This window comes from Microbacterium sp. NPDC080005, from assembly GCF_040702445.1.
GTDB lineage: Bacteria > Actinomycetota > Actinomycetes > Actinomycetales > Microbacteriaceae > Microbacterium > Microbacterium oleivorans_D.
The window spans coordinates 193,626-215,838 of record NZ_JBFBLD010000003.1; the positions used below are offsets into that span (position 1 = coordinate 193,626).

At 71.1% G+C, this 22,213-nt stretch carries 16 protein-coding genes, 1 tRNA gene and 1 other RNA gene; 9 read left to right on the forward strand and 9 right to left on the reverse strand.

The window, feature by feature from the left end:
• Window position 1 precedes the first annotated feature (1 nt).
• The 5 genes from AB0259_RS14170 to AB0259_RS14190 form a co-directional block, all read right to left on the reverse strand.
• Window positions 2-2,998 (reverse strand): glycoside hydrolase family 38 C-terminal domain-containing protein, encoded by a 2,997-nt coding sequence (locus tag AB0259_RS14170; protein ID WP_366223120.1) that lies wholly within the window; start codon window positions 2,996-2,998, stop codon window positions 2-4.
• Window positions 2,999-3,038: 40 nt separating this feature from the next.
• Complete coding sequence (locus tag AB0259_RS14175) at window positions 3,039-3,920, reverse strand: carbohydrate ABC transporter permease (RefSeq protein ID WP_366223121.1); 882 nt, start codon at window positions 3,918-3,920, stop codon at window positions 3,039-3,041.
• Complete coding sequence (locus AB0259_RS14180; protein ID WP_366223122.1) at window positions 3,917-4,861, reverse strand: sugar ABC transporter permease; 945 nt, start codon at window positions 4,859-4,861, stop codon at window positions 3,917-3,919. The genes AB0259_RS14175 and AB0259_RS14180 overlap by 4 nt, the downstream gene beginning before the upstream one ends.
• Before the next feature lie 4 nt (window positions 4,862-4,865).
• A complete protein-coding gene (locus AB0259_RS14185) occupies window positions 4,866-6,224 on the reverse strand; it encodes an extracellular solute-binding protein (RefSeq protein ID WP_366223123.1) in 1,359 nt (452 codons plus the stop codon).
• Between the two features lie 107 nt (window positions 6,225-6,331).
• Entirely contained in the window at window positions 6,332-7,564 is a 1,233-nt protein-coding gene (locus tag AB0259_RS14190; RefSeq protein WP_251582131.1) for an ROK family transcriptional regulator, read from the reverse strand.
• A gap of 100 nt (window positions 7,565-7,664) precedes the next feature.
• Here AB0259_RS14190 and AB0259_RS14195 point away from each other — a divergent pair, with 100 nt between their 5' ends.
• Window positions 7,665-8,183: a GNAT family N-acetyltransferase gene (locus AB0259_RS14195; protein ID WP_366223124.1), complete on the forward strand. Its 519-nt coding sequence runs from the start codon at window positions 7,665-7,667 to the stop codon at window positions 8,181-8,183.
• An 18-nt stretch (window positions 8,184-8,201) separates the two neighbouring features.
• On the opposite strand, the gene AB0259_RS14200 is transcribed toward AB0259_RS14195, so the two are convergent.
• Window positions 8,202-9,005, reverse strand: a complete 804-nt coding sequence (locus AB0259_RS14200; RefSeq protein ID WP_366223125.1) for a hypothetical protein — start codon at window positions 9,003-9,005, stop codon at window positions 8,202-8,204.
• Window positions 9,006-9,150: 145 nt separating this feature from the next.
• Here AB0259_RS14200 and AB0259_RS14205 point away from each other — a divergent pair, with 145 nt between their 5' ends.
• The 3 genes from AB0259_RS14205 (at window position 9,151) to AB0259_RS14215 (ending at window position 10,600) form a co-directional block, all read left to right on the forward strand.
• Complete coding sequence (locus AB0259_RS14205) at window positions 9,151-9,597, forward strand: SRPBCC family protein (protein ID WP_251582137.1); 447 nt, start codon at window positions 9,151-9,153, stop codon at window positions 9,595-9,597.
• A 73-nt stretch (window positions 9,598-9,670) separates the two neighbouring features.
• Window positions 9,671-10,447, forward strand: a complete 777-nt coding sequence (locus AB0259_RS14210; protein ID WP_366223126.1) for an isocitrate lyase/phosphoenolpyruvate mutase family protein — start codon at window positions 9,671-9,673, stop codon at window positions 10,445-10,447.
• Between the two features lie 61 nt (window positions 10,448-10,508).
• Window positions 10,509-10,600, forward strand: a tRNA-Ser gene (locus tag AB0259_RS14215).
• 55 nt (window positions 10,601-10,655) lie between these two features.
• Here AB0259_RS14215 and AB0259_RS14220 read toward each other — a convergent pair.
• Genes AB0259_RS14220 through AB0259_RS14230 form a run of 3 tightly spaced genes read right to left on the reverse strand, consistent with a single transcriptional unit; the run spans window position 10,656 to window position 15,178 of the window.
• Window positions 10,656-12,896, reverse strand: a complete 2,241-nt coding sequence (locus AB0259_RS14220) for a DUF3488 and transglutaminase-like domain-containing protein (protein WP_366223127.1) — start codon at window positions 12,894-12,896, stop codon at window positions 10,656-10,658.
• Complete coding sequence (locus AB0259_RS14225; protein WP_366223128.1) at window positions 12,886-14,133, reverse strand: DUF58 domain-containing protein; 1,248 nt, start codon at window positions 14,131-14,133, stop codon at window positions 12,886-12,888. Before AB0259_RS14225 ends, AB0259_RS14220 begins: the two co-directional genes overlap by 11 nt.
• Window positions 14,134-14,146: 13 nt before the next feature.
• On the reverse strand, window positions 14,147-15,178 hold the full coding sequence (locus AB0259_RS14230; RefSeq protein WP_366223129.1) for a MoxR family ATPase: 1,032 nt from the start codon (window positions 15,176-15,178) through the stop codon (window positions 14,147-14,149).
• A gap of 92 nt (window positions 15,179-15,270) precedes the next feature.
• On the opposite strand from AB0259_RS14230, the gene ffs reads away from it, so the two are divergent.
• The 5 genes from ffs to AB0259_RS14255 all read left to right on the forward strand — a co-directional run bounded on the left by ffs (window position 15,271) and on the right by AB0259_RS14255 (window position 22,213).
• Window positions 15,271-15,367, forward strand: an RNA gene (gene ffs / locus AB0259_RS14235) — signal recognition particle sRNA small type.
• A gap of 51 nt (window positions 15,368-15,418) precedes the next feature.
• Window positions 15,419-17,557, forward strand: a complete 2,139-nt coding sequence (pta, locus tag AB0259_RS14240) for a phosphate acetyltransferase (protein WP_366223130.1) — start codon at window positions 15,419-15,421, stop codon at window positions 17,555-17,557.
• Entirely contained in the window at window positions 17,554-18,777 is a 1,224-nt protein-coding gene (locus AB0259_RS14245) for an acetate kinase (RefSeq protein WP_366223131.1), read from the forward strand. The genes pta and AB0259_RS14245 overlap by 4 nt, the downstream gene beginning before the upstream one ends.
• A gap of 46 nt (window positions 18,778-18,823) precedes the next feature.
• Window positions 18,824-19,546, forward strand: a complete 723-nt coding sequence (locus tag AB0259_RS14250; RefSeq protein WP_251582720.1) for an HAD-IA family hydrolase — start codon at window positions 18,824-18,826, stop codon at window positions 19,544-19,546.
• A gap of 48 nt (window positions 19,547-19,594) precedes the next feature.
• Window positions 19,595-22,213, forward strand: a complete 2,619-nt coding sequence (locus AB0259_RS14255; RefSeq protein WP_366223132.1) for a glycosyl hydrolase family 65 protein — start codon at window positions 19,595-19,597, stop codon at window positions 22,211-22,213.

The following is a 22,213-nucleotide window of genomic DNA, read 5'->3' on the forward strand; positions in this document are numbered from 1 at the left end:
GTCAGCGCGCCAGACGCAGCGTGACGAGCTGGAACGGCGACAGGTCGAGGCGCACGCCGTCACCGGCGGTGTCCTGCAGCGCCGTCGAGGCGATGGTTCGCTCGAGCAGGTCCGTCTGCACGACGCTGCTCGTCGCGAAGCCGGGCACGAGGCGCGCGGTGCGCGTCGATCCGAGCGCCTCGTAGAGACGCACGATCACGTCGCCGGATCCGTCGTCGGCGAGCTTGACCGCCTCGACGACGACACCCGGGTCGTCGAGTTCGAGGAGCGGGTCGACCGCGTGCGCGCCCTGCACGCTGAGGACGGGGAGGTTCAGGCGCAGCCCCTCGCCGATCGCCGCCGCGACGGTCGCCGCCGGCAGCACCGACAGGCGGAACTCGTGCGCGCCCTGATCGGCTTCGGGGTCGGGGAACAGCGGTGCCCGCACCAGGGTGACCCGCGGCACCGTCCGCGCACCGCCGTCCGAACCGGGGGCGCGCTGGACGTCGTGCCCGTACAGGGAATCGTTGGCGATCGCCACGCCGTACTCACCCTCGGCGACGCGGAGCCAGCGGTGCGCGACGGTCTCGAACCGGGCGGCGTCCCATGTCGTGTTCATGTGGATCGGGCGCGACACATGGCCGAACTGGATCTCGGACTCGGCGCGCTCCGCGCGCACGCGCAGCGGGAACGCGATCTTCAGCATCTTCTGCCGCTCCCGCCAGTCGAGCCGGAGCGCGACCTCGAGTGCGCCGGAGTGCGGATCGACGCGGTACCGCTGCTCGGCGCGCGACGAGCCGAACCGACGCGTCACGACGAGGTCGGCACCGTCGACGGCGATCTCCTCGACCGTGTCGACGATCGTGCCGAGCGCGCCGTCCTCGACGTCGATGTTCCAGGCATCCCATTCACGTGGTGTGTCGCGGAACAGGTGCAGCGCGCCGCCCGGGTGGGCGGGGTCGATGAGCTCGCGCCCGGTGGCGAGGTCGACTGCTCCCACCACGAGGCCACGCGCATCGATCGCCCAGTCGAACCGGGGGTGGCGGAACCGCCATCCGTCGCCGTCCCGCTCGGGCAGGACGGGCAGAGCGGATGCCGCGGCCCCGACGCCGAGCCCCGGCACGCCCGAGAGCGTGACCGGCGCGGCATTGGCCGCGAGGGCGCGCTCGCCCTCGCCGACGAGCGAGCGCAGCGCGGTGCCGATGATCTCCTGCAGCTCACCCGCGATGCGCGCGTACGTGGCTTCAGCCTCCTGATGCACCCACGCGATCGAGGTGCCCGGGAGGATGTCGTGGAACTGGTGCAGCAGGACCGTCTGCCAGATCGCGCGCAGCCGATCCGCGGGGTAGGGCGCGCCGGTGCGGACGCTGTCGAGTGTCGCCCACAGTTCGGCCGCCCGCAGCAGGTGCTCGCTGCGTCGGTTGCCGCGTTTCGTGCGCGCCTGGGCGCTGTAGGTCCCGCGGTGGTACTCGAGGTACAGCTCGCCCGACCACACCGGCGGGGCGGCGTACTCCGCTTCGGCGTCGGTGAAGAACTGCGCGGGTGAGCCCAGGCGCACCTTCGGCGATCCTTCGAGGTCCGCCGTGCGGCGCGCGGCGGCGATCATCTCGCGCGTCGGCCCGCCGCCGCCGTCGCCCCAGCCGAACGGGACGAGGGAGTGCGAGGCGTGCGCCTTCTCGGCGAACTGGCGTTCGGCGCGGGCGAGGTCGGCCGCCGACAGGTCGGAGTTGTAGGTGTCGACCGGCGGGAAGTGGGTGAAGACACGGGTGCCGTCGATGCCCTCCCAGAGGAAGGTGTGGTGCGGCATCCGGTTCGTCTCGTTCCACGAGATCTTCTGCGTGAGGAACCAGCGGGATCCCGCCGCCGTGATGATCTGGGGGAGAGCCGCCGAGTAGCCGAACGAATCGGGCAGCCACACCTCGAGCGGCTCGATCCCGAATTCCTCGAGGAAGAAGCGCTTGCCCTCGATGAACTGGCGCGCGAGCGCCTCGGATCCGGGCATGTTCGTGTCGGATTCGACCCACATCCCCCCGACGGGTGCGAACCGGCCCTCGGCCACGGCCCGCCGCATCCGCTCGAACAGTTCGGGATAGTGCTCCTTCATCCAGGCGTACTGCTGCGCGGATGAGGCGGCGAAGACGAAATCCTCCTCCGTGCGCATGAGGTCGAGCACGTTGGAGAAGGTCCGCGCGACCTTGCGGACGGTCTCTCGGACGGGCCAGAGCCACGCCGAGTCGATGTGCGCGTGTCCGACGGCGGTCAGCTGGTGGGAGGAGGTGGATGCCGGTGCCGCGAGCGCCGCGCGCAGTTCGGCCCGTCCTGCCGCGGCCGTGCCGGCGACGTCATCGGGGTCGACGGCGTCGACGGCGCGGCCGAGGGCCGTGAGCACACGGGCGTGACGGGTGCGGTCGGGATCGAGCTGGTCGACGAGTCCGCGGAGGGTCCAGACGTCCTGCTGCAGCTCCCACACCGTCTCGTCGAGCAGTGCGAGCTCGAGCCGCCGCAGACGGTAGATCGGCTCCGTCCCCGCGGTCCGCTTGTCGCCCAGCGGAGTAGCGGCGTAGGTGAAGGCGCCCGCGACGCTGGGGTTGCCGGCGGCCTCGATCCACAGATCGATCTCGTCGCCCTCCACGGGCACGGTCGTGTTGCGCGGCTCGACGGCCTTGACGATCGACCCGTCCGGGCGGAAAACGAGCGCTTCGGCCTGGAAGCCCGGCACCGATCCGTCGAAGCCGAGATCGACGACGATCTCGGGGCGGGTGCCCGCCGTCTCACGCCAGGCCGCCGGAACCCGCCCCGTGACGTGGAACCACACCGTGCCCCAGGGCTTGCCCCACTCACCGCCGAGCGGGAACGGAGCGAAGGACTGGCCGACCGCCTCGGCGAACGGCACCGGCTCGTCCGGGACCTCCCACGCCTCGATCCGCAGCAGTGCGGTCTCGCGGTGGAGCGCAGGGGGGAGCCGGTCGCGCACGAGCCGGTCGATGCGCTGCAGGGCCAGTCGGTCGTCGCGGTGCATGCGGATTCCTTCGGGGTGGGGGCGGTGGGAGGTCTGTGGGTCAGCCCTTGACGGCGCCCGAAAGGGCGAACGAGCCCCCGAGGCCGCGGGTGACGAGGAGATACAGCCCGAGGACCGGGAGGGAGTAGAGGAGGGAGTACGCGGCCAGACGCCCGTAGGCCACGGTGCCGTACTGCCCGAAGAAGGCGTAGATCGAGACGGCCGCCGGCTGCCAATCGGGGGTGAGCAGCAGCACGAACGGCACGAAGAAGTTGCCCCACGCCTGCAGGAACACGAAGACGAACACGACGCTGAGCGCGGGGCGCATGAGCGGCACGACGATCGTCCACAGCGCGCGCAGGGCACTCGCCCCATCGACCCAGGCCGCCTCCTCGAGGCTGACCGGGACGGAGTCCATGAAGTTCTTCGTCATCCACAGCGCCATCGGCAGCGCGCTCGCGGCGAGGAAGAGGGCGACGGCCCACGGCTGGTTGATGAGCCGTACCTGCACGAACAGGCTGTAGACGGGCACCATGATCGCGGTGATCGGCAGGCAGCTCGCGAAGAGGACCGAGTACAGGAACGGTGCGTGGAACCGTGAGCGGTACCGCGAGAGCGGATAGGCGGCGAGCACCGATGCGACGACCGTCACCGCGGCCGCCGCGGTGGACAGCAGCAGGCTGTTCGCAAGCGGGCGCAGCGTCAATTCGGGTGTGAGGACGTCGGCGAAGTTCTCGAGTGTCGGACTCGTCGGCCACGCCACCCGGTACGTCGCCGCGGAGTCGATCGACGCGAGGACGACCCACGCGAGAGGCGCGGCGAACAGGATCCCGATGACGATGAGGACGAGGTTCGCCCAGAATCGGGTCGCCCCGCGTCGCGGCGCGGCGACACTCGGCGGACGAAGGCGCGGCAGCGCACCCGCCGTCGTGGCGGCGCTCATTCGAGGTCGCCCCGACGTCGCAGGGAAACGACGTACGCGATCGAGAAGGCGGCGCCGAGGGCGAGCATGACGATCGCGATCGCATTCCCGTAGCCGATGTCCCCGAACGAGAACGCCTCGCTGTAGGCGAGCACGGGGAGGGTCCGGGACAGATCGCCGGGTCCGCCCTTGGTCATGACCCAGATCAGGGTGAACACCGAGAGGGTCTGCAAAGTGGTGAGCAGCAGATTGGTGAAGATCGTCCCCGAGATCATGGGAAGGGTGATGTACCGCAGCCGCTGCCAGGTGCCGGCACCGTCGATCATGGCCGACTCGGTGACCTCGGGGTCGACGTCGTCGAGCGCTGCACGGTAGATCATCATCGAGAACGCCGTGCCCCGCCACGTGTTCGCGAGGATGATCGCCAGCAGCGGCAGCGTGTAGAGCCAGTTGGGCCCCCGGATCCCGAACAGCGACAGGGCGCCGTTGAGGGTGCCGTCGGTGGACAGGAAGGCATAGCCCACGAACGCCGCCACGATCTCGGGCAGGACCCATGCCGTGACCACGAAGAGCCCGACCGTGCCCGCGACGGCACGGCTGCCCACCCGGAAGAGGACGGCGAGCAGCAGGCCGACGATGTTCTGTCCGATGATCGCCGAGCCGACGACGAAGACCACGGTCAGCAGGATCGACAGCGGCAGGACCGGATCGCCGAACAGACGTGCGTAGTTGTCGAGGCCGATGAACTCCGGCTTGGCCGCTGCCACGCCGGTGAGCGCGCGGTCGGTGAACGAGCCGACCGTCGCCCACACGATGGGCCCCGCGAGGAAGACGAGCAGGAGTCCGACGGCGGGGACGAGCGGGAGCGAGCGCGCCGGTGACAGCGCGAGGCCGACCCGGCCGCGGGCGCGCCGACGGGGCGGCGCGCCGGGCTCCGACGGCAGCGCGAGCGTCGAGGTCACTGCGTCATCCGGTGGTGACCCCGTCGTCGCCGACGATCTCCCGAACGGCATCGTCGTACGCGGCCGCCGCTTCTGCCGGGGACTGCTGTCCGGTGATGACCGCCTCGGTCGCCTGCTGAGCCGCGACCGAGATCTTGGGGTAGTCGCTGTTCGCCGGGCGGAAGTGGGTCACCGAGACGGCATCCGTCACGGCGCCGACGAACGGGTTGGACTCGAGGTACGACGGGTCCTCGGCGACGTCGGTGCGGACGGCGATCTGCGCGTTGTTGACCGCGTACCAGAGCGCGTTCTCCTTGCTCAGGGCCGTCGTCATGAAGTCGAAGGCGAGGTCGGGCACGTCGGTCTGCGCCGAGGCCGCCAGGGTCCAGCCGCCCGACATGCTCACGCCGCCGGGTTCCTGGCCGTCCTGCGTTGGGAACAGCGCCACGCCCATCGTGTCGGCGTACTCGGGCCACGGGTACGAGCCGCCCTCGGCCCAGAACGACGGCGTGTAGGAGCCCTCGACGGTCGCGCCGAGCGTGCCCTCCGGGAACCACTCCCCGAACACGGCCTGCCAGACGTTCGGGTCGAGCGCCTGGTCGGGGCTCACCGCGTAGCCCTCGTCATAGAGGGTCTGCAGGAACGTCAGGGAGTCGATGAAGCCCTGCGATCCGACGACCCACTTGCCCGCCGCGTCATCGTAGAGGCCGGTGCCGTCACCCGTGCCGTAGAGGAGCTCATAGAAGCTCTGCATGACGGTGCCCTCGCCGGTGCCGGTGCCGGCGTACATCGAGAACGGGACGACGTCCGGCTGGCTCTGCGTGATCGCGGCGGCAGCGGCGAGGATGTCGTCCCAGCTCTCGGGCTGCCACGGCGCCGCGATCCCCGCCTTCTCGAGGACGTCCTTGTTGTACCAGATCACGCGCGTATCGGTGCCGAGCGGAAGGGCGTACGTCCCGCCGTCCTCGCCCCTGCCCGCGTTGCGTCCGGCCTCATCGAACATCTGCCAGTCGTCCCACTCGGCGAGCTTGTCGTCGAGCTTCAACAGGTAGCCCGCCTCGACGTCGCTGCGCACGTTGAAGGTGTCCTCGTAGAACACGTCCGGGGCGGTGTCGGGGGAGGCGAGCGAGAGCTGCAGGCGGGTCTTGTAGTCGTCGTCGGTGGCGGTGATGGGCTGCAGGTCGACCGTGATCCCCTCGTGGGATGCCTCGAACTCCTTCTTCGCCGTCTTCATGAGGGTGTCGAGCACCTCGAACGAATCGGTCTTCGCGTACACCACGGTGACGGTGTCCCCGTTCCCGCCGTCATCGGCGGAGCAGCCTCCGAGAAGGAGGGCGGCGGTGGCTGCCGTGGCGATGGACGTGACGACGGTGCGAGCTCTCACGGTGCCCCCTTGCTCCGGATCGTGGCGTCCGCGCGAGATGGCCGGACACGGTAAGTCAAACCGATGGACATAGCAGAGTCAAGCGCCGACAGCCAGGGTCGCCGGGGTCACGCAGACGGCACCAGCAGGGACGTCGGGCGGGGGGTGAGGGCCTCGTCCAGGATGAGGCAGGCGGCTCCGATGGCGCCGACGTCCGAGCCCAGTGCCGTTCCCGCGACCGCGAGCGGATGGACACCACGGGCGACCCGCATGTCGTCCAGGAGTTCGGGGATCGCCGTGGTGAATCGCGGTCCGATCCGGTCCCACAGCGGTCCTCCCATGACGATGCGGTCGACGTCGAGCAGGTTGGAGACCACCGCAAGGGCGCGCGCGACGTGGACGGTGCAGCGCTGCAGCAGATCCTGCGCGCCCGCGTCGCCGTCGTCCGCGAGCCGGACGAGCCGCGTGAGGGCGGCATCCACCTGCGTGGGTTCGTCGCACTCCCGCTCGCGGGTCAGGACCCCGCGACGTTCGGCCTCCTCGACGATCGGAAGCGGTGCGCAGGTGACGGCGATGCACCCGCGGAGCCCGCACGAGCACGGCGGGCCGTCGGGATCGACGACGATGTGCCCGATCTCGCCCGCGTTGCCCGATCCGCCGCGGACGACCTCATCGCCGACGACGAGGCCCACCCCCAGACCGGTGCCGAGGTACAGGAAGGCGAAGTTCGGCGCCCCGCCGGGTGCGGCGACCCACTTCTCGGCGACGGCTGCCGCGGTCACGTCCTTGTCGAGCATGACGGGAAGTCCGGTCGCCTCGGCGATCGCGTCCCGGAGCGGGACGTTGTCCCAGCCGAGGAGGTTGGGCGGGTCCACCACGATGCCGCGATCCGCATCGATCGGGCCGGGCGCGGCGATGCCGAGCCCGACGATGCGGCTGCGGTCGATGCCGGAGTCCGACAGCACCTCTTCGATGTCCTCGATGAGGACGGCGACGGTGTCCGACGGAGCCTGCGCACGAGGGGTCGCGCGCGCATGCCGGGCGACGACCTCTCCGTCGATGGACAGCACGGCGACGGTGATGAGGCCGGGATCCAGGTGGACGCCGACCGCGTACCGGCTGCTGCCGACGAGCCGGAGCGTCGTGCGGGGCTTGCCGCGTCCCGAGCTGGTCCGGCCGGCCTCCTCGACGATCCCGGCATCGAGCAGGCGCTGCACGATGTTGGACACGGTCTGCGCGGACAGCCCGGTGGCGTCGGCGAGCTCCACGCGACTGTGGCCGTGGGACCGGCGGATCTGGTCCAGGACGACAGCCTCGTTGTAACCACCGACGCTGGGTTGATTGGCGCCGCGTCTGGCCATGGGTGAACCTGCTTTGCTCCGGGGGGCGGTTGCTAGAGCGTAGCGCGCCGAGTGAGGGGCGGCGATCTCGTGGTGAGGGGGGCGCCGGTACATTCGAGGCATGCCATCTTCCCCTCCGCTTGCGGCCCGCACCCTCGATGACGGCGCCGTGCTCCGAGCCGCCGCGCCCGGCGACGAGGCCGGCATCCTGGCCGCCATCCAGGCCCTGGCCGTCTACGAACGCGAACCGGATGCCGTCCGGACCACGACCGCCGATCTGACCGCCGCACTCTTCGGCGACGATGCCAAGGCGTTCGCCCACGTCGTCGAGCGCGACGGCGGCATCCGTGCGATCGCTGTGTGGTTCCTCACGTTCTCGACGTGGACCGGGCGCCACGGCATCTGGCTCGAGGATCTCTTCGTCGATGAGGCGGACAGGGGTCGCGGGTACGGTACCGCGCTCCTGTCCTCGCTGGCAGCCGTCGCGATCGACCGCGGCTATCCGCGTCTGGAATGGACCGTCCTGGATTGGAACGCGCCCGCCGTCGGCTTCTACCGCTCCATCGGGGCCGAGGCCATGGACGAGTGGACGACCCAGCGGATGACGGGCGAGGCGCTCGCCGCGCTCGCACGCCGCTGACGCCTCACCGTCCGCAGGTCAGGACAGCGGGGTGATCGAGACCGGTTCGCCGAGACCCGACAGCTGCTGCGTGAGCGTCGCATTGCGGCCGAGGAAGCCGGTGGTCGATTCCGCCGCGACCGGGCGGTAGTCCTCGGTGAGCCACAGGGTGTACGCGTCGATCGGGATGTCGTACCACCGGTACGGCGCGGTGCTCTCGACGCGGTAGGCGTCCACGGGGCCCTCGGGTGTCTCCACCGGCTCGGGGGCGGCGGAGACGCTCCAGGTGTCGCTGCCGCCGATGAGGTCGCCGATGAAACCGGGGTCCGAGAACACCCGGTAGATCTCGGCGGTCGCACCCGCCTCCTGCTCTGCCGGATCGGCGGCGTCGACGTCGGCGATGACGGGTCCGCTCCCGTCGTCCAGCAGCATGACGCCGTCGACGAAGCTGATGGATGCCGGTCCCGCGCCGGTCTCGAGGTCGCCCCGGAACTCGAAGGTGGGGTCGTAGTGGTAGGCGACGGAACCGGCGAGCTCGTCGCCCGAGATGGTCAGCGTCCCGCTGTCGTAGCGCACGAGCACCGCCTGGATACAGGGGCCGAGGTCGGATCCGGCCGCCGTCCCGGCGGTCAGGTCGACGGTCTCGCACTCGACGGGCGTCTCGACGACGGGAGCGGCCGAGGTGGCCGTCGGTGTCGGCGCGGCGGAGCCCGACGGGCCCGCTGCGGGTGTCGTCCCCGAGGGGCTCGGACTCTGCTCCGGGGCAGGGTCGGCCGAGCACCCGGCGAGGGTGAGGACGAGAGCGGCCGACGCGGCGAGCAGAGGCGGGGCGGGGATGCGCACGATACGGCTCCTTGCAGGGACGGGGCGGGAGTCGCGAACGAGCCTAGCCGTCCGTTGTATCGGTCGGATCTCGCCGATGCAAGCCCCTGGAAACCGTCTGCCGGAACGCCCGATCATGGCGTCAGAGCACGACGAGAGGAAAACCATGGCCAGCATCATCCAGACCGTCGACGTCGAGGTCCCGGTGTCCACCGCGTACAACCAGTGGACGCAGTTCGAATCCTTCCCGCACTTCCTGAGCTACGTGCAGTCGATCACGCAGATCGACGACACGACGAACCGCTGGAACGTGAAGATCGGCGGTGTCGAACGCGAGTTCACCGCCCACATCACCGAGCAGCACCCCGACGAGCGCGTCGCGTGGAAGAGCGTCGACGAGGACCACGCCGGCGTCGTCACGTTCCACCGGCTCAGCGACACCGAGACCCGTGTGACCGTGCAGCTCGACTGGAAGCCCGAGGGGTTCGTCGAGACCGTCGGTGCCGTCTTCGGCGTGGACGACCACGCGGTCAAGAAGGACCTGCAGAAGTTCAAGGAGTTCATCGAATCCCGCGGCGCTGAGACCGGTGCCTGGCGAGGCGACGTGGGGTGAGCGGACGGCCCGTCCATCCGCTCGCGGCGGCCCGGTGGTGCATTCCACCGGGCCGTCGTGGCACGGTGGGGGGATGACCACTCTCTCCCTCGAAGGCCGCGCTCGCCGCCTTCGCGAGCTCCACGCCGCCCCCGAGATCCTCCGCGTCGTCAACGTGTGGGACGTCGTCTCCGCCAAGGCGGTCCTGGCTCTCCCCGAGACCCGCGCGCTCGCCACCGCAGGACATTCCATCGCGGCATCCTTCGGCTACGACGACGGCACGATCCCGCTCGAGACGACGCTCGACATGGTGGGGCGCATCGTCGCCGTCGCCGGCGACGTCCCCGTCACGGCGGACCTCGACGACGGGTACGCCGACACGGCGGACACCACGCGCCGGGCGATCGGCGTCGGCGTCGTCGGGGCGAACATGGAGGACCGGTTGCGTCCGCTGGAGGAATCCGTCTCCCGGGTCGCGGCCGTCGTCGCCGCCGCGGAAGCCGAAGGTGTGCCGTTCGCGCTGAACGCCCGCACCGACGCGTTCGTCCGTGCCGGCGGGCGTCCGGTCGAGGACTCCATCGCCGACGCGATCACGCGCGGGCGCGCCTACCTCGACGCCGGTGCGGATGTCGTCTTCGTTCCCGGTGTGCTCGACGCCGAGACCACCTCCCGCCTCGTGGAGGGCATCGGCCGCGTCAGCGTCATCGGACTGCCGGGCGCGCTCACCGCCGCGGAGTACGAGAAGCTCGGCGTCGCCCGAATCTCCTACGGCCCCCTGACGCAGCGCGTCGCGCTCACCGCCTTCCAGGACGTCGCGGCCGATCTCTACCGCGACGGGGTCATCCCCGAGGGCACACGCGCCCTCAACTGAGGACGGATGCCGCCGGCCGCCGCGCGGGGCGGGAGGAGCCGCCGTGGTAGGCTCTCCCGTTGGAAGCGTGTCCGAGCGGCCGAAGGAGCATGGCTGGAATCCATGTAGGCGGGGTAACTCGTCTCGCAGGTTCAAATCCTGTCGCTTCCGCCAGATCGAAGCCCCGCACCGAACAGGTGCGGGGCTTCGTCGTTTCCCGGGCGGCGGCTCAGCGGCGCAGCGGAGCGTCCTCGGCGAAGGTCGACCCCGGGCGGATCACGAGCGACCGCGGCAGCAGGCGTGCGATGCGGCGTCGCGGCGGCGCGACCGCGGAGAAGAGGCCCGCGCGGACGGCCGCGGCATCCGTCGCCATCGTCGCACCCTCGTCGCCGAACGACCCCGGGGGAGCGTAGCTGACGCGTTCGACGGCGTCGACGAGTCGTTCGACGGCGTCGGCGGGGGCGCCGTGGTGGCGACGCAGACGGTACCCGAAGGCGCGCGGCGACTCGGAGTCCGGGACCGGGATGCCGAGATCGATCGCGGCATCCTGCACGAGGCGCCATGCCGCCACCGCGCTGCCGGCGCGCGCTTGCGCGGCGCGGCGGCGGGTGACCGCGGCGCTCGTGAGCGCGGGCACGGCGAGCACGACGAGGATCGCCGCGACGATGCCGACGACGGGGAGGGCCCGCGCGACCGAGGCGGTCGAGGTCGGCGTGGTGCCGGCGGTGGGGTCGTCCTCGGGTCGAGGCGCAGCCGACGCGCTCGAGGTCGGCTGCGGGGTCGAGGTCGCCGTCGGCTGCGGTTCGGGCTCATTCGAGCCGTCGTCGTCGGAGGAGAAGCGCTGCGCCGTGCCCAGGCTCTTGGTCGGCTCGAAAGCGACCCAGCCGATCCCGTCGAAGAAGACCTCCGGCCAGGCGTGCAGCTGCGCCGTCGTCGCCTGGTAGACACGTTGCTCGTCGACGACGTCTCCGGTCGCGGTGCCCGGGAGGAAGCCGACGACGACGCGCGAGGGCATGTCGAGGCTCCGCGCCATGAGGGCGAAGGCCGAGGCGAAGTGCACGCAGTAGCCGGAGCGCACCTGCAGGAATCGGGAGACGGCCTCGACGCCCGACCCGTCGAAGCCGTCCTCGACGGGGGCCTCGAGGGAGTACTCGAAGTCGGTGCCCCGGAACCACGACTGCAGGGCCAGCAGGCGGTCGTAGTCGGTGCCGGCGTCCGCGGTCACCTCGGCCGCCAGCGAAGCGACATCCCTCGGGGTCTCCGCCGGGAGCCCCAGGGCTTCGTCGGGACCGCCCCGCGCCGAGGAGGCGCGGGCCTGCTCGATCGTGGGTTCGGGGCTGCGGGTGACGACCTCGAAGCGCTGGCCGCGGGCTGCCGACGAGGGGGAGACGACGGTGCCGTTCTCGCCCGCGATGCGCCACGCGCCGCTGAGGCCCTCGAACGACACCGCGTCGGCTGGGACGGGCAGCTGCGCCGACGAGAGATCCAGCACCTCGACGGTCCGCGAGGACTCGACGATCTCGATCCCCTCCGCAGCGGAATCCTCGGGTGCCCACTCCTCGACGGGGACGGTGCGGGTCCGGTCCGGCCGCCACGACCCGCCCTCGAGCTCGGTGAGGGTGGCGACCCGCAGGTAGGACGGACCCCCGCTCGCGCTCCATTGGCGGACGACCGGGACCTCGGCCGGGCGGCGAAGGTCGTCACCGAGGTTCAGGCTCGGGTCGATCCTGGTCCCGCCGCCGAACCCGCCGGCGGGTGCGACGGCCGTCGGCAGGAGGGGTGCGACGATGACGGCGATGACGACGGCGGATGCCGCGATCACGGCGGCGACGCCCCCGACACCGCCCCGGGGCGCCGTGGGCTGCAGAGCACGGTGCCGCGCTCGCGTCTCGGTGCGCATGAGCCACAGAAGCGCGAGGGCGAGGAGCGTGAACGCCCACAGGTCGACGGCGCGCGGGACGGCGATCGTCGGGATGAGCCAGACGGCGATCAGCGCGATGCCGCCGAGCAGCGGCATCCGCGCTGTGAGGACGACGTGATCGAGCGCGATCGTCAGCAGTCCGACGGCGCCGACGATCAGGAAGGTCAGCGACGCCGATGCCTGCAGAGGGGCCACGCCGACAGCGATGTCGGAGCTCGCGATCTCGAGCAGCCGCGGCACGCGCGCGAACGCCTCACCCGACGGGATGACGAGGAGCCAGGCGACATCGGAGAAGAACACCGCCGTCATGACCGCCGTCCACAGAGCCAGCAGGGCGAGCGTCACGAGGCCGGCCATGAGGCGGACGCGGCGCAGCAGGTAGCCCGCCGCCAGGAGGAGCCCGGACAGCACGAAGGCGAGCGCCGCCCAGGCGCCGCCGGCGATGACGGAGAACAGCGGGATGAGGGCCGCAGCGATCGCCAGGGCGAGGGCGACCGTCGACGGCCCGTCGTGGCGCGGCCGTCCCGCATCGAGCCGGTCAGTCGACATGACCGCGGCTCTCGCTGATACCCGCCATGCCCGACCACAGGGTGTCGATCTCGTCCTCGGGTTCGAGTCGGTGGATGCGCCAGCCGCCGTCGCGAGCGATCCGCAGCGCCTCGGCGGACCCGCCGAGGGCGAACAGCACCGGGAGACTGCTGTGGGGGACGATCGGCAGGAGGGCCGTGGCATCCTCGACGTCGATCTCGCCGGTCGCGACCACCACGGGGCCGAGGGTCGTGCCGGCGAACAGCGTCGACAGGGTGCGCAGGTCCCCGTCGCGCCGTGCGGTCAGGGTGGCGAAGCCGGTCGTCAGCGCTTCGAGGGCCGTCGTATCGCCGCCGTCGATCGGCTCCGCGATCTCGGACCCGTCGACGTCGACGATCGCCACGCTGTAGCCCTCGTGAACGAATCGGTGCGCGGCCGAGACGACGATGGAGACGGCCGCCTCGAAACCGGCATCCTCGCCGGGGGAGCGCAGGGCGTCCCCGCTCCATCGGGTGACGCTCCGGTCGAAGACGATCACGGCCTCCGGGTTCGACTCCCTCTCCTCCTGGCGCACCATGAGCTCACCGCGGTGCGCGCTGGCGCGCCAGTGGATCCGGCGCATCGAGTCGCCGGGCGCGTAGACCCGCGGGATGAGGTTGTCGGCGCCCTGCCCGAGCTTGTCGGTGACGGACTGCATGGTGCCCCCGGCGGCGCCCGGGAGTTCCTCGAACGCCTCGAGCGGGAGGACGGCGGGCGCGATGGTCAGCGGAACGGTGCCGCCGAGCTGCTGACGCCGCCGACTCAGGCCGAAGGCGTCGGTCGTCTCGACGACGAGCGGACCGATGGGACGCACGCCCCGACGCCGTGCCTGCACCCGATAGGAGATGTCGACGTTGTGACCGCCCGAGACGAGTCCTGACCGGAGAGCGGGATAGGCACCGCTCGGTTCGCCGTCGACGCCGCTGGGGAGCCGGTCCCGCCACGTGCCGACCGCGGTGGGGAGCAGGGTGCGCGCCTCGACGTGGGCGCGCACGTCGACGTCGCCGCCGACGTTCGCCACGGCGGGCGCGAACGACCGGCGCACGCCGTCGTCGCGGTGCCCCAGCCACAGCGATGCGAACGAGACGCCGACCGCGGCCAGCAGAAGCACGCCGAAGAAGACCAGAGCCGGGACGGAGAACACCTGCGCGCAGACGAACGAAGCGAGCCCGACCAGGACCGCTCCCGTTCCCCGGGGGGTCAGGGGCCATCGCGTCATGTCGTCGGACCGCTCAGCGCGCGGCGACGGGGACGCGCACCGAGCGCACCACCGAGTCGAGCACCGACGTCACGAGGTCGGCGCCGCCCCGACCGCGCGCCATCGCGCCGCCGCGGGCGGCGATGAGCCGGTGGGCGAACACGGGTTCGAGCAGCGTCACGAGGTCGTCCGGGATCACGTACTCGCGCCCTTCGAGCGCAGCCCACACCTTGGCGGCCCGCACGAGCTGCAGCGTCGCACGCGGGCTCGCGCCCAGGCGGAGGTCGCTGTGCTCGCGCGTGGCCCGCGAGAGCGCCACGGCGTACTCCTCGACCGCGGGGGAGACGTGCACCGAGCGCGCCCACGCGATGAGGGCGGCGACGCGCTCGGCCGAGATGACGGGATGGATCGCGTCGAGCGGGTTGGCGGTGTCGCGCTGGCGGAGCATGAGCGCCTCGTTCGCGGCATCCGGATATCCCATCGAGATGCGCATCATGAAACGGTCGCGCTGCGCTTCGGGCAGGGCGTAGGTGCCCTCCATCTCCATCGGGTTCTGCGTCGCGACGACGAGGAACGGATCGGGGAGGCCGCGGCTCGTGCCGTCCACGGTGACCTGGCGCTCCTCCATCGCCTCCAGCAGTGCCGACTGCGTCTTGGGCGACGAGCGGTTGATCTCGTCGGCGATGACGACGTGCGCGAAGATCGCTCCCGGTTTGAACTCGAACCGGCCCTCCGACTGGTCGTACACGCTGACGCCGGTGACATCGCTCGGGAGCAGATCGGGCGTGAACTGGATGCGGCGCACGGTCGCCCGGATGGACGCGCCGAGCGCCCGGGCGAGCATCGTCTTGCCCACACCGGGGACGTCCTCGATCAGGAGGTGTCCTTCGGCGAGCAGGCACACCAGCGCGGCACGGACGGCGTCGGGCTTGCCGTCGATGACCTGCGACACCGAGGCGATGAGTGCTCCGGTGGTCTCGGCGAACACCCCGGCGTCCACCCGGTTCGCCGCTCGGGACGCGGCGGCGCCCCCCGGCACCGTCATGGTCGTCTGGTCGTCGGTCATCCGTCCCCCCTCACGCGGTCGGCGCATCAGCGCGCCCGACCCGATGCTAACCCGACCGTCACGGGCGGGCGCCGGACGTCGGGTAGACTGGCAGCAGCTCTCCGCGAGACGGCATCCAGGCCAACTCCCCCAGGACGGAAACGTAGCAAGGGTAACCAGGCTCTGCCGGGTTCGCGGAGAGTCTTTCTTTTGCCCGGGCGCTCCCAGCCCGTGCATGGACCGCGAGCCTAGGCTGGAGGCGTGGCTCAGAGCATCTACATCACGTCCGCCGAAGGTCACTCCGGCAAGTCGACGATCGCCCTCGGCGTGCTCGACACCCTCAGCCGGCGCTCGCCGCGCGTCGGCGTCTTCCGGGCGATCGCGCGGTCGACGGAGGAGCGCGATTACGTGCTCGAGATGCTCCTCGACCACGACGGCGTCGACCTCGGTTACGACGAATGCATCGGGGCCACCTACGACGAGGTCCGCGCCGACCCCGAGGCGGCGCTCGGCCGCATCGTCGAGCGCTACAAGGCCGTCGAGGCCCAGTGCGACGCGGTCGTGATCGTCGGCAGCGACTACACCGACGTGGGCAGCCCCGCCGAGCTCGGCTACAACGCGCGCATCGCAGCGAACCTGGGTGCCCCGGTCCTCGTGGTGCTGTCGGGGCAGCCCGCCGACGGCGAGCGGACGCCGGATGCCGGTGGCCTGACGCCCGCCCAGGTCGGCAACCTCGCGACCCTCGCGCTCGCCGAGCTCAAGCACGAGCGCGCGGGCATCTTCGCCGTCGTGGTCAACCGGGCCGACCCGGCGCACCTCGACGACATCGTCGCGGCCGTGCGTGCCGTTCCGGCGGCGTCGGGCGACATCGGGGTCTGGGCCATCCCCGAGGACGCCTACCTGGTCGCGCCCTCGGTCGCCGACGTCGCGCGCTCGCTCGGCGCGACGCTCGTGAAGGGCGATGAGGCGCTCCTCGATCGTGAGGTGCTCCACGTCGTCGTGGCGGGGATGTCGCTGAACAACGTCCTGCCCCGGCTCGAGGAGGCGGCGATCCTCGCCGTCGCCGCCGATCGCACCGAGGTGCTCCTGGCGGCGCTCCTGGCCAATGCGTCGGGCACGTTCCCATCGCTGTCGGGCATCGTCCTGTACGGCCCGTTCGAACTGCCCGAGCATGTCGAGCGGCTCATCGACGGACTCGATTCGAACCTGCCGATCCTCGCGACCGATCAGGGCACGTACGAGACGGTGCGCGGCATCATGAGCGCACGCGGACGGCTGGCCGCGCACTCTCAGCGCCGCTACGACACCGCCCTGTCGCTGTTCGAGCAGCACGTCGACACGGACGACCTCCTGCGCCGTATCGGTCTCGCGAGCTCCCAGGTCGTCACGCCCCTCATGTTCCAGTACGGGCTCATCGAGCGCGCGCGGCGGGAGCGCCGGAGGATCGTGCTGCCCGAGGGCGGCGACGATCGCATCCTGCGCGCCGCCGCGACGGCCCTCGCGCGCGGCATCGCCGACATCACCATCCTCGGCGAGCCCGTCGAGGTGCACTCGCGCGCCCTCGAGCTGGGTCTCGACATCAGGGCCGCCGAGGTGCTGAGCCCGTTCGACGCCGTGCACGTCGAGAAGTTCGCGCGCGAGTACGAGCGCCTGCGCGCACACAAGGGCGTCACGTTCCGGCAGGCCGCCGACACCGTCACGGACGTCTCCTACTTCGGCACACTCATGGTCCACCTCGGCCTCGCCGACGGCATGGTCTCGGGTGCTGCGCACACCACGGCGCACACCATCCGTCCGGCCTTCGAGATCATCAAGACGAAGCCCGGCGTCGACGTCGTCTCGAGCGTGTTCCTCATGGCGCTCGCCGATCGGGTGCTGGTCTACGGCGACTGCGCCGTCGTCCCCGACCCGACCGCACCGCAGCTGGCCGACATCGCGGTGTCGTCGGCGGCGACCGCCGAGCAGTTCGGCATCTCGCCGCGCGTCGCGATGCTCTCGTACTCGACCGGCGAGTCCGGCTCGGGTGCCGATGTCGAGAAGGTGCGCGAGGCGACGGCCCTCGTCCGGGAACGCGCGCCGCGGCTGCTCGTCGAGGGGCCCATCCAGTACGACGCCGCCACCGATGCGGCCGTCGCGGCCACGAAGATGCCGGACTCCGACGTCGCCGGTCGCGCGACGGTCTTCGTGTTCCCCGACCTGAACACCGGGAACAACACGTACAAAGCCGTGCAGCGTTCGGCGGGCGCCGTCGCGATGGGCCCCGTGCTCCAGGGACTGAACAAGCCCATCAACGACCTGTCCCGCGGAGCGCTCGTCGAGGACATCGTCAACACGATCGCCATCACCGCGATCCAGGCTCAGAACGCCGCGGATGCCGCGACGCCGGAGGCCCGCGCATGACCCCCGTCCTCGTCATCAACAGCGGTTCGTCGTCGTTCAAGTACCAGCTCGTCGACGTCGACACGGAGCGGCCGCTCGCATCCGGCCTGGTGGAACGGATCGGGGAGGAGTCCGGCCTCGCGACGCACACGGTCTTCTTCGCCGGTGACGGAGCGACCGTGGCGGCGACGAAGGCGACCTCGCGCATCGAGCGGGAGATCCCGGACCACACCACGGGCTTCGCCGTGATGCTCGAGGCGTTCGCCGCACAGGGACCGTCGCTCGAGGGCGCGCGGCCGGTCGCCGTCGGTCACCGCGTCGTGCAGGGTGGGGCGCGCTTCTTCGAGCCGACCCTCGTCACGCCCCTCGTCGAGATCAACATCGACGAGCTCTCCGCCTTGGCCCCGCTCCACAACCCCGGAGCGCTGCAGGGCATCCGTGCGGCCCGGGCCGCGTTCGCCGACGTCCCGCACGTCGCGGTGTTCGACACCGCGTTCCACCAGACGATGCCCCCGGAGGCGTACACCTACGCGATCGACCGTGACACGGCGCAGAAGCATCGCATCCGCAAGTACGGCTTCCACGGCACGAGTCACAAGTTCGTGAGCGAAGCCGCTGCCGCCTTCCTGGAGCGGCCGCTGTCGGAGCTGTCGCAGATCGTCCTCCACCTCGGCAACGGCGCGTCGGCGACCGCGATCCGGGGCGGCGCCTCGGTCGACACGTCCATGGGTCTCACACCGCTCGAGGGTCTCGTGATGGGCACCCGCTCGGGTGACATCGATCCGTCGGTGTTGGGGGTGCTCGCTCGCCGTGAGGACATGACCCCCGGCGAGCTGGACGCCTTCCTCAACAAACGCAGCGGGCTGCTCGGCCTCGCCGGTGCGTCCGACATGCGGGACATCGACGCCCGCCGTCGGTCGGGGGATGCCGACGCGCAGCTCGCCTTCGACGTCTACATCCACCGGCTCCGTGCGTACATCGGCGCCTACCTGGCCCAGCTGGGCGGCGTCGACGTGATCTCGTTCACCGCAGGTGTCGGGGAGAACTCCGCCGTCGTGCGCGCCGCGGCACTCGAGACCTTCGGCTTCGCGGGTGTGCGACTGGACGCCGAGCGCAACACGTCGGGGGAGCGCGGCATCCGCGTCATCTCGACGGACGACTCGCCGGTCACGGTGCTCGTCGTGCCCACCGACGAGGAGCTGGAGATCGCCCGTCAGGCGCACGCCGTCGCCACGGCGTGACCGAGGCTCGGTGCGGCGGCGTGACGGATACGCTGGTGCGGTGACGATGGACGAGCTCCCCGACCTCACCCGTTTCGACGGTGTCCTCTTCGACCTCGACGGCGTCCTGACCCCGACGGCCGAGGTCCACATGCACGCCTGGCAGAGCATGTTCACCGAGCTGTTCCGGTCATGGGGTGTAGAGCCGGCGTACTCCGAGAGCGACTACTTCGAGCACCTCGACGGCAAGAAGCGGTACGACGGAGTGGCGAGCCTGCTGCGATCCCGCGACGTCGAGGTGCCGTGGGGCGACCCGTCCGACGATCCGTCCCTCGACACGGTGTGCGGGATCGGCAATCGCAAGAACATCGTGTTCGAGCGCGTGCTTCGTGCCGACGGCATCGCGCCGTACCCGGGCTCGCTCGCGCTGGTCGAGAAGCTGCAGGCCGCCGGCGTCCCGATCGCGGTGGTCTCGAGCTCCAAGAACGCCCGCGAAGTGCTGACCGTGGCCGGCATCATCGACCGCTTCCCGGTCATCATGGACGGCGTCGTCGCCGAGGCCGAGCATCTGGCGTCGAAGCCCGCCCCCGATGTGTTCGCGCGGGCCGCCGAGATGCTGGGCGTCGACCCTGCGCGCAGTGCCGCGGTCGAGGACGCGCACTCCGGCGTGCGGTCGGCCGCCGCCGCCGGGTACGGTCTCGTGGTGGGCGTCGACCGCGGCGCGGGTGTCGACGCGCTCCGCGCAGCCGGCGCCCACGTCGTCGTGGACGACCTCGCCGCCTTCGCCTGAGCCCCGGCATCCCCCTCTTTCCGTCCTGACACCCGTAGAAGGACCCGCATGATCGATCGTCACCGCTTTCCCGTGGACCCGTGGCGTCTCGTCGAGACGTCGTTCTCGCTCGACGACCCCGGCGTCACCGAGACCCTGTTCGCCGAGGGCAACGGCTACCTCGGCCTGCGCGGGAATCACCCCGAGGGGCGCCACGCGCACGAGCACGGGACCTTCCTCAACGGCTTCCACGAGGTCTTCCCGATCCGGCACGCCGAGCGCGCGTTCGGCTTCGCGGAGGTCGGGCAGACGATCATCAACGCGCCCGACAGCAAGGTCATGCGCGTGTACGTGGACGACGAGCCGCTCTCGCTCGACATCGCCGACCTGCGCGAGTACGAGCGCGCCCTCGACATGCGCCGGGGAGTGCTGACCCGCCACGTCCGATGGATGACGCCGAGCGGCAAGGACGTCGTGATCGACTACGAGCGCATGGTCTCTTTCGAGGAGCGCCACGTCGCGGTCATGCGCATCTCGGTCACGGTGCTGAACGCGGATGCCCCGGTCACGATCAGCTGCCAGATGATCAACCGGCAGGACGGTCAGGACGTGTACGGCGGTCCGGGGCTCGGCAAGCAGGCCGACGCCGGGTTCGACCCGCGCAAGGCCGACGGCTTCGCGAACCGGGTGCTGCAGCCCGAGGACTACTGGCAGGACGGCACCCGCGCCGCGCTGTCGTACAAGGTGACCGAGTCGGGGATGACCGTCGCCGTCGTCGCCGACCACCTCGTCGAGACCGAGAACGAGTACTCGTCGCGTTCCCTCGTCGAGCCCGACGTGGCCAAGAACGTCTTCCGCGTGCAGGCCAAGCAGGGTGTGCCGGTCACCATCACGAAAGCCGTCGCCTACCACACGTCGCGCGGCGTCCCCGCGCGCGAGCTCATCGAGCGCGGCCGGCGCACGCTCGACCGCGTCGAGCACGAGGGCATCCAGCGGCTCTTCGACCGCCAGGAAGCCTGGGTCCAGGCGTTCTGGGAGCGCTCGGACGTCGTCATCGAGGGTCACGACGATCTGCAGCAGGCGACGCGCTGGTGCCTGTTCCAGCTCGCGCAGGCAGCGGCCCGCGCCGATTCGCTGGGTGTGCCCGCGAAGGGTGTGACGGGGTCCGGCTACAGCGGCCACTACTTCTGGGACACCGAGGTCTACGTCCTGCCGTTCCTCGCGTACACGACGCCGCTCTGGGCGCGGAACGCGCTGCGGATGCGCTACCTCATGCTCCCCGCCGCTCGCCGGCGGGCCGGGCAGCTCAACGAGGCCGGCGCGCTGTTCCCGTGGCGGACGATCAATGGCGAGGAAGCCTCGGCCTACTACGCCGCGGGCACCGCGCAGTACCACATCAACGCGGACGTCGCCTTCGCTCTCGGCAAGTACGTGCGGGCCACGGGCGACATCGACTTCCTCCACCGGGAGGGTGTCGACATCCTGGTCGAGACGGCACGGCTCTGGGCGACCCTCGGGTTCTGGCGCTTCACCGAGACGGGGGACCCCGAGAGCTTCCACATCCACGGTGTGACCGGTCCCGACGAGTACACGACGGTCGTCAACGACAACCTGTTCACGAACGTCATGGCGCGGTACAACCTGCGGTACGCCGCCCGCGTCGTCCGCGAGATGGCGGTCGACCAGCCGGATGCGTACCGTGCGATGGTCGACCGGCTCGACCTCGACGAGGCGGAGCCGATCGCGTGGCAGAGCGCCGGCGAGGCGATGCACATCCCGTACAGCGAGGCCCTCGGCATCCATCCGCAGGACGCCGTCTTCCTCGAGCGCGAGGTCTGGGACCTCGAGAACACGCCCGCCGAGCAGCGCCCGCTGCTGTTGCACTTCCACCCGCTCGTGATCTACCGGTACCAGGTGCTCAAGCAGGCCGACGTCGTGCTCGCGCTCTTCCTGCAGGGCAACCAGTTCACGCCGGCGGAGAAGCTCGCCGACTTCGAGTACTACGACGCCCTGACCACGGGGGACTCCACGCTGTCGGCGGTCGTGCAGGCGATCCTCGCCGCCGAGGTCGGGTACCAGGACCTCGCGCTGGAGTACTTCCGCGAGTCGGCGTTCGTCGACCTCGGCGACCTGCACCGCAACGCCTCCGACGGCGTCCACGTCGCCTCCGCCGGAGGTGTCTGGACCGCGCTCGTCGCCGGCTTCGGCGGCATGCGCGACCACCGCGGCGCGCTCAGCTTCGACCCGCGCCTGCCCGCGGACTGGCCGTCGCTGTCGTACACGCTCCACTGGCACGGCACCCGGCTGCAGGTGACGGTCCGTCGCGACGAGATGACGGTCGCCGCCGGCGAGGGCGAGGCCGTGTCGTTCACGGTCCGGGGCGCCGGATACACGGTCGCGGCCGGTGAGACGGTCACGGTGCCGCTCGAGGGTCAGGGCCCCGTGATCCCGGGGCGTCCGACACTCCGACAGATCGGGGAGCAGCTGCGCGAGGACGGCACGCTGCTGTCCGCGTCGGTGCCCGACGCGACGGCGGCGACCTCCGTCCCGGTGCACACGGGCACGATCCCGATCGTGACCGCCGAGGAGCAGCCGACGGATGCCGGGGAGCAGGCGGCGCCCGAGCCCGACACCCGCACGCGGCAGTTCCCCGCGGTCGACGCGGGCGATGTCACCGCGACGGTCTGA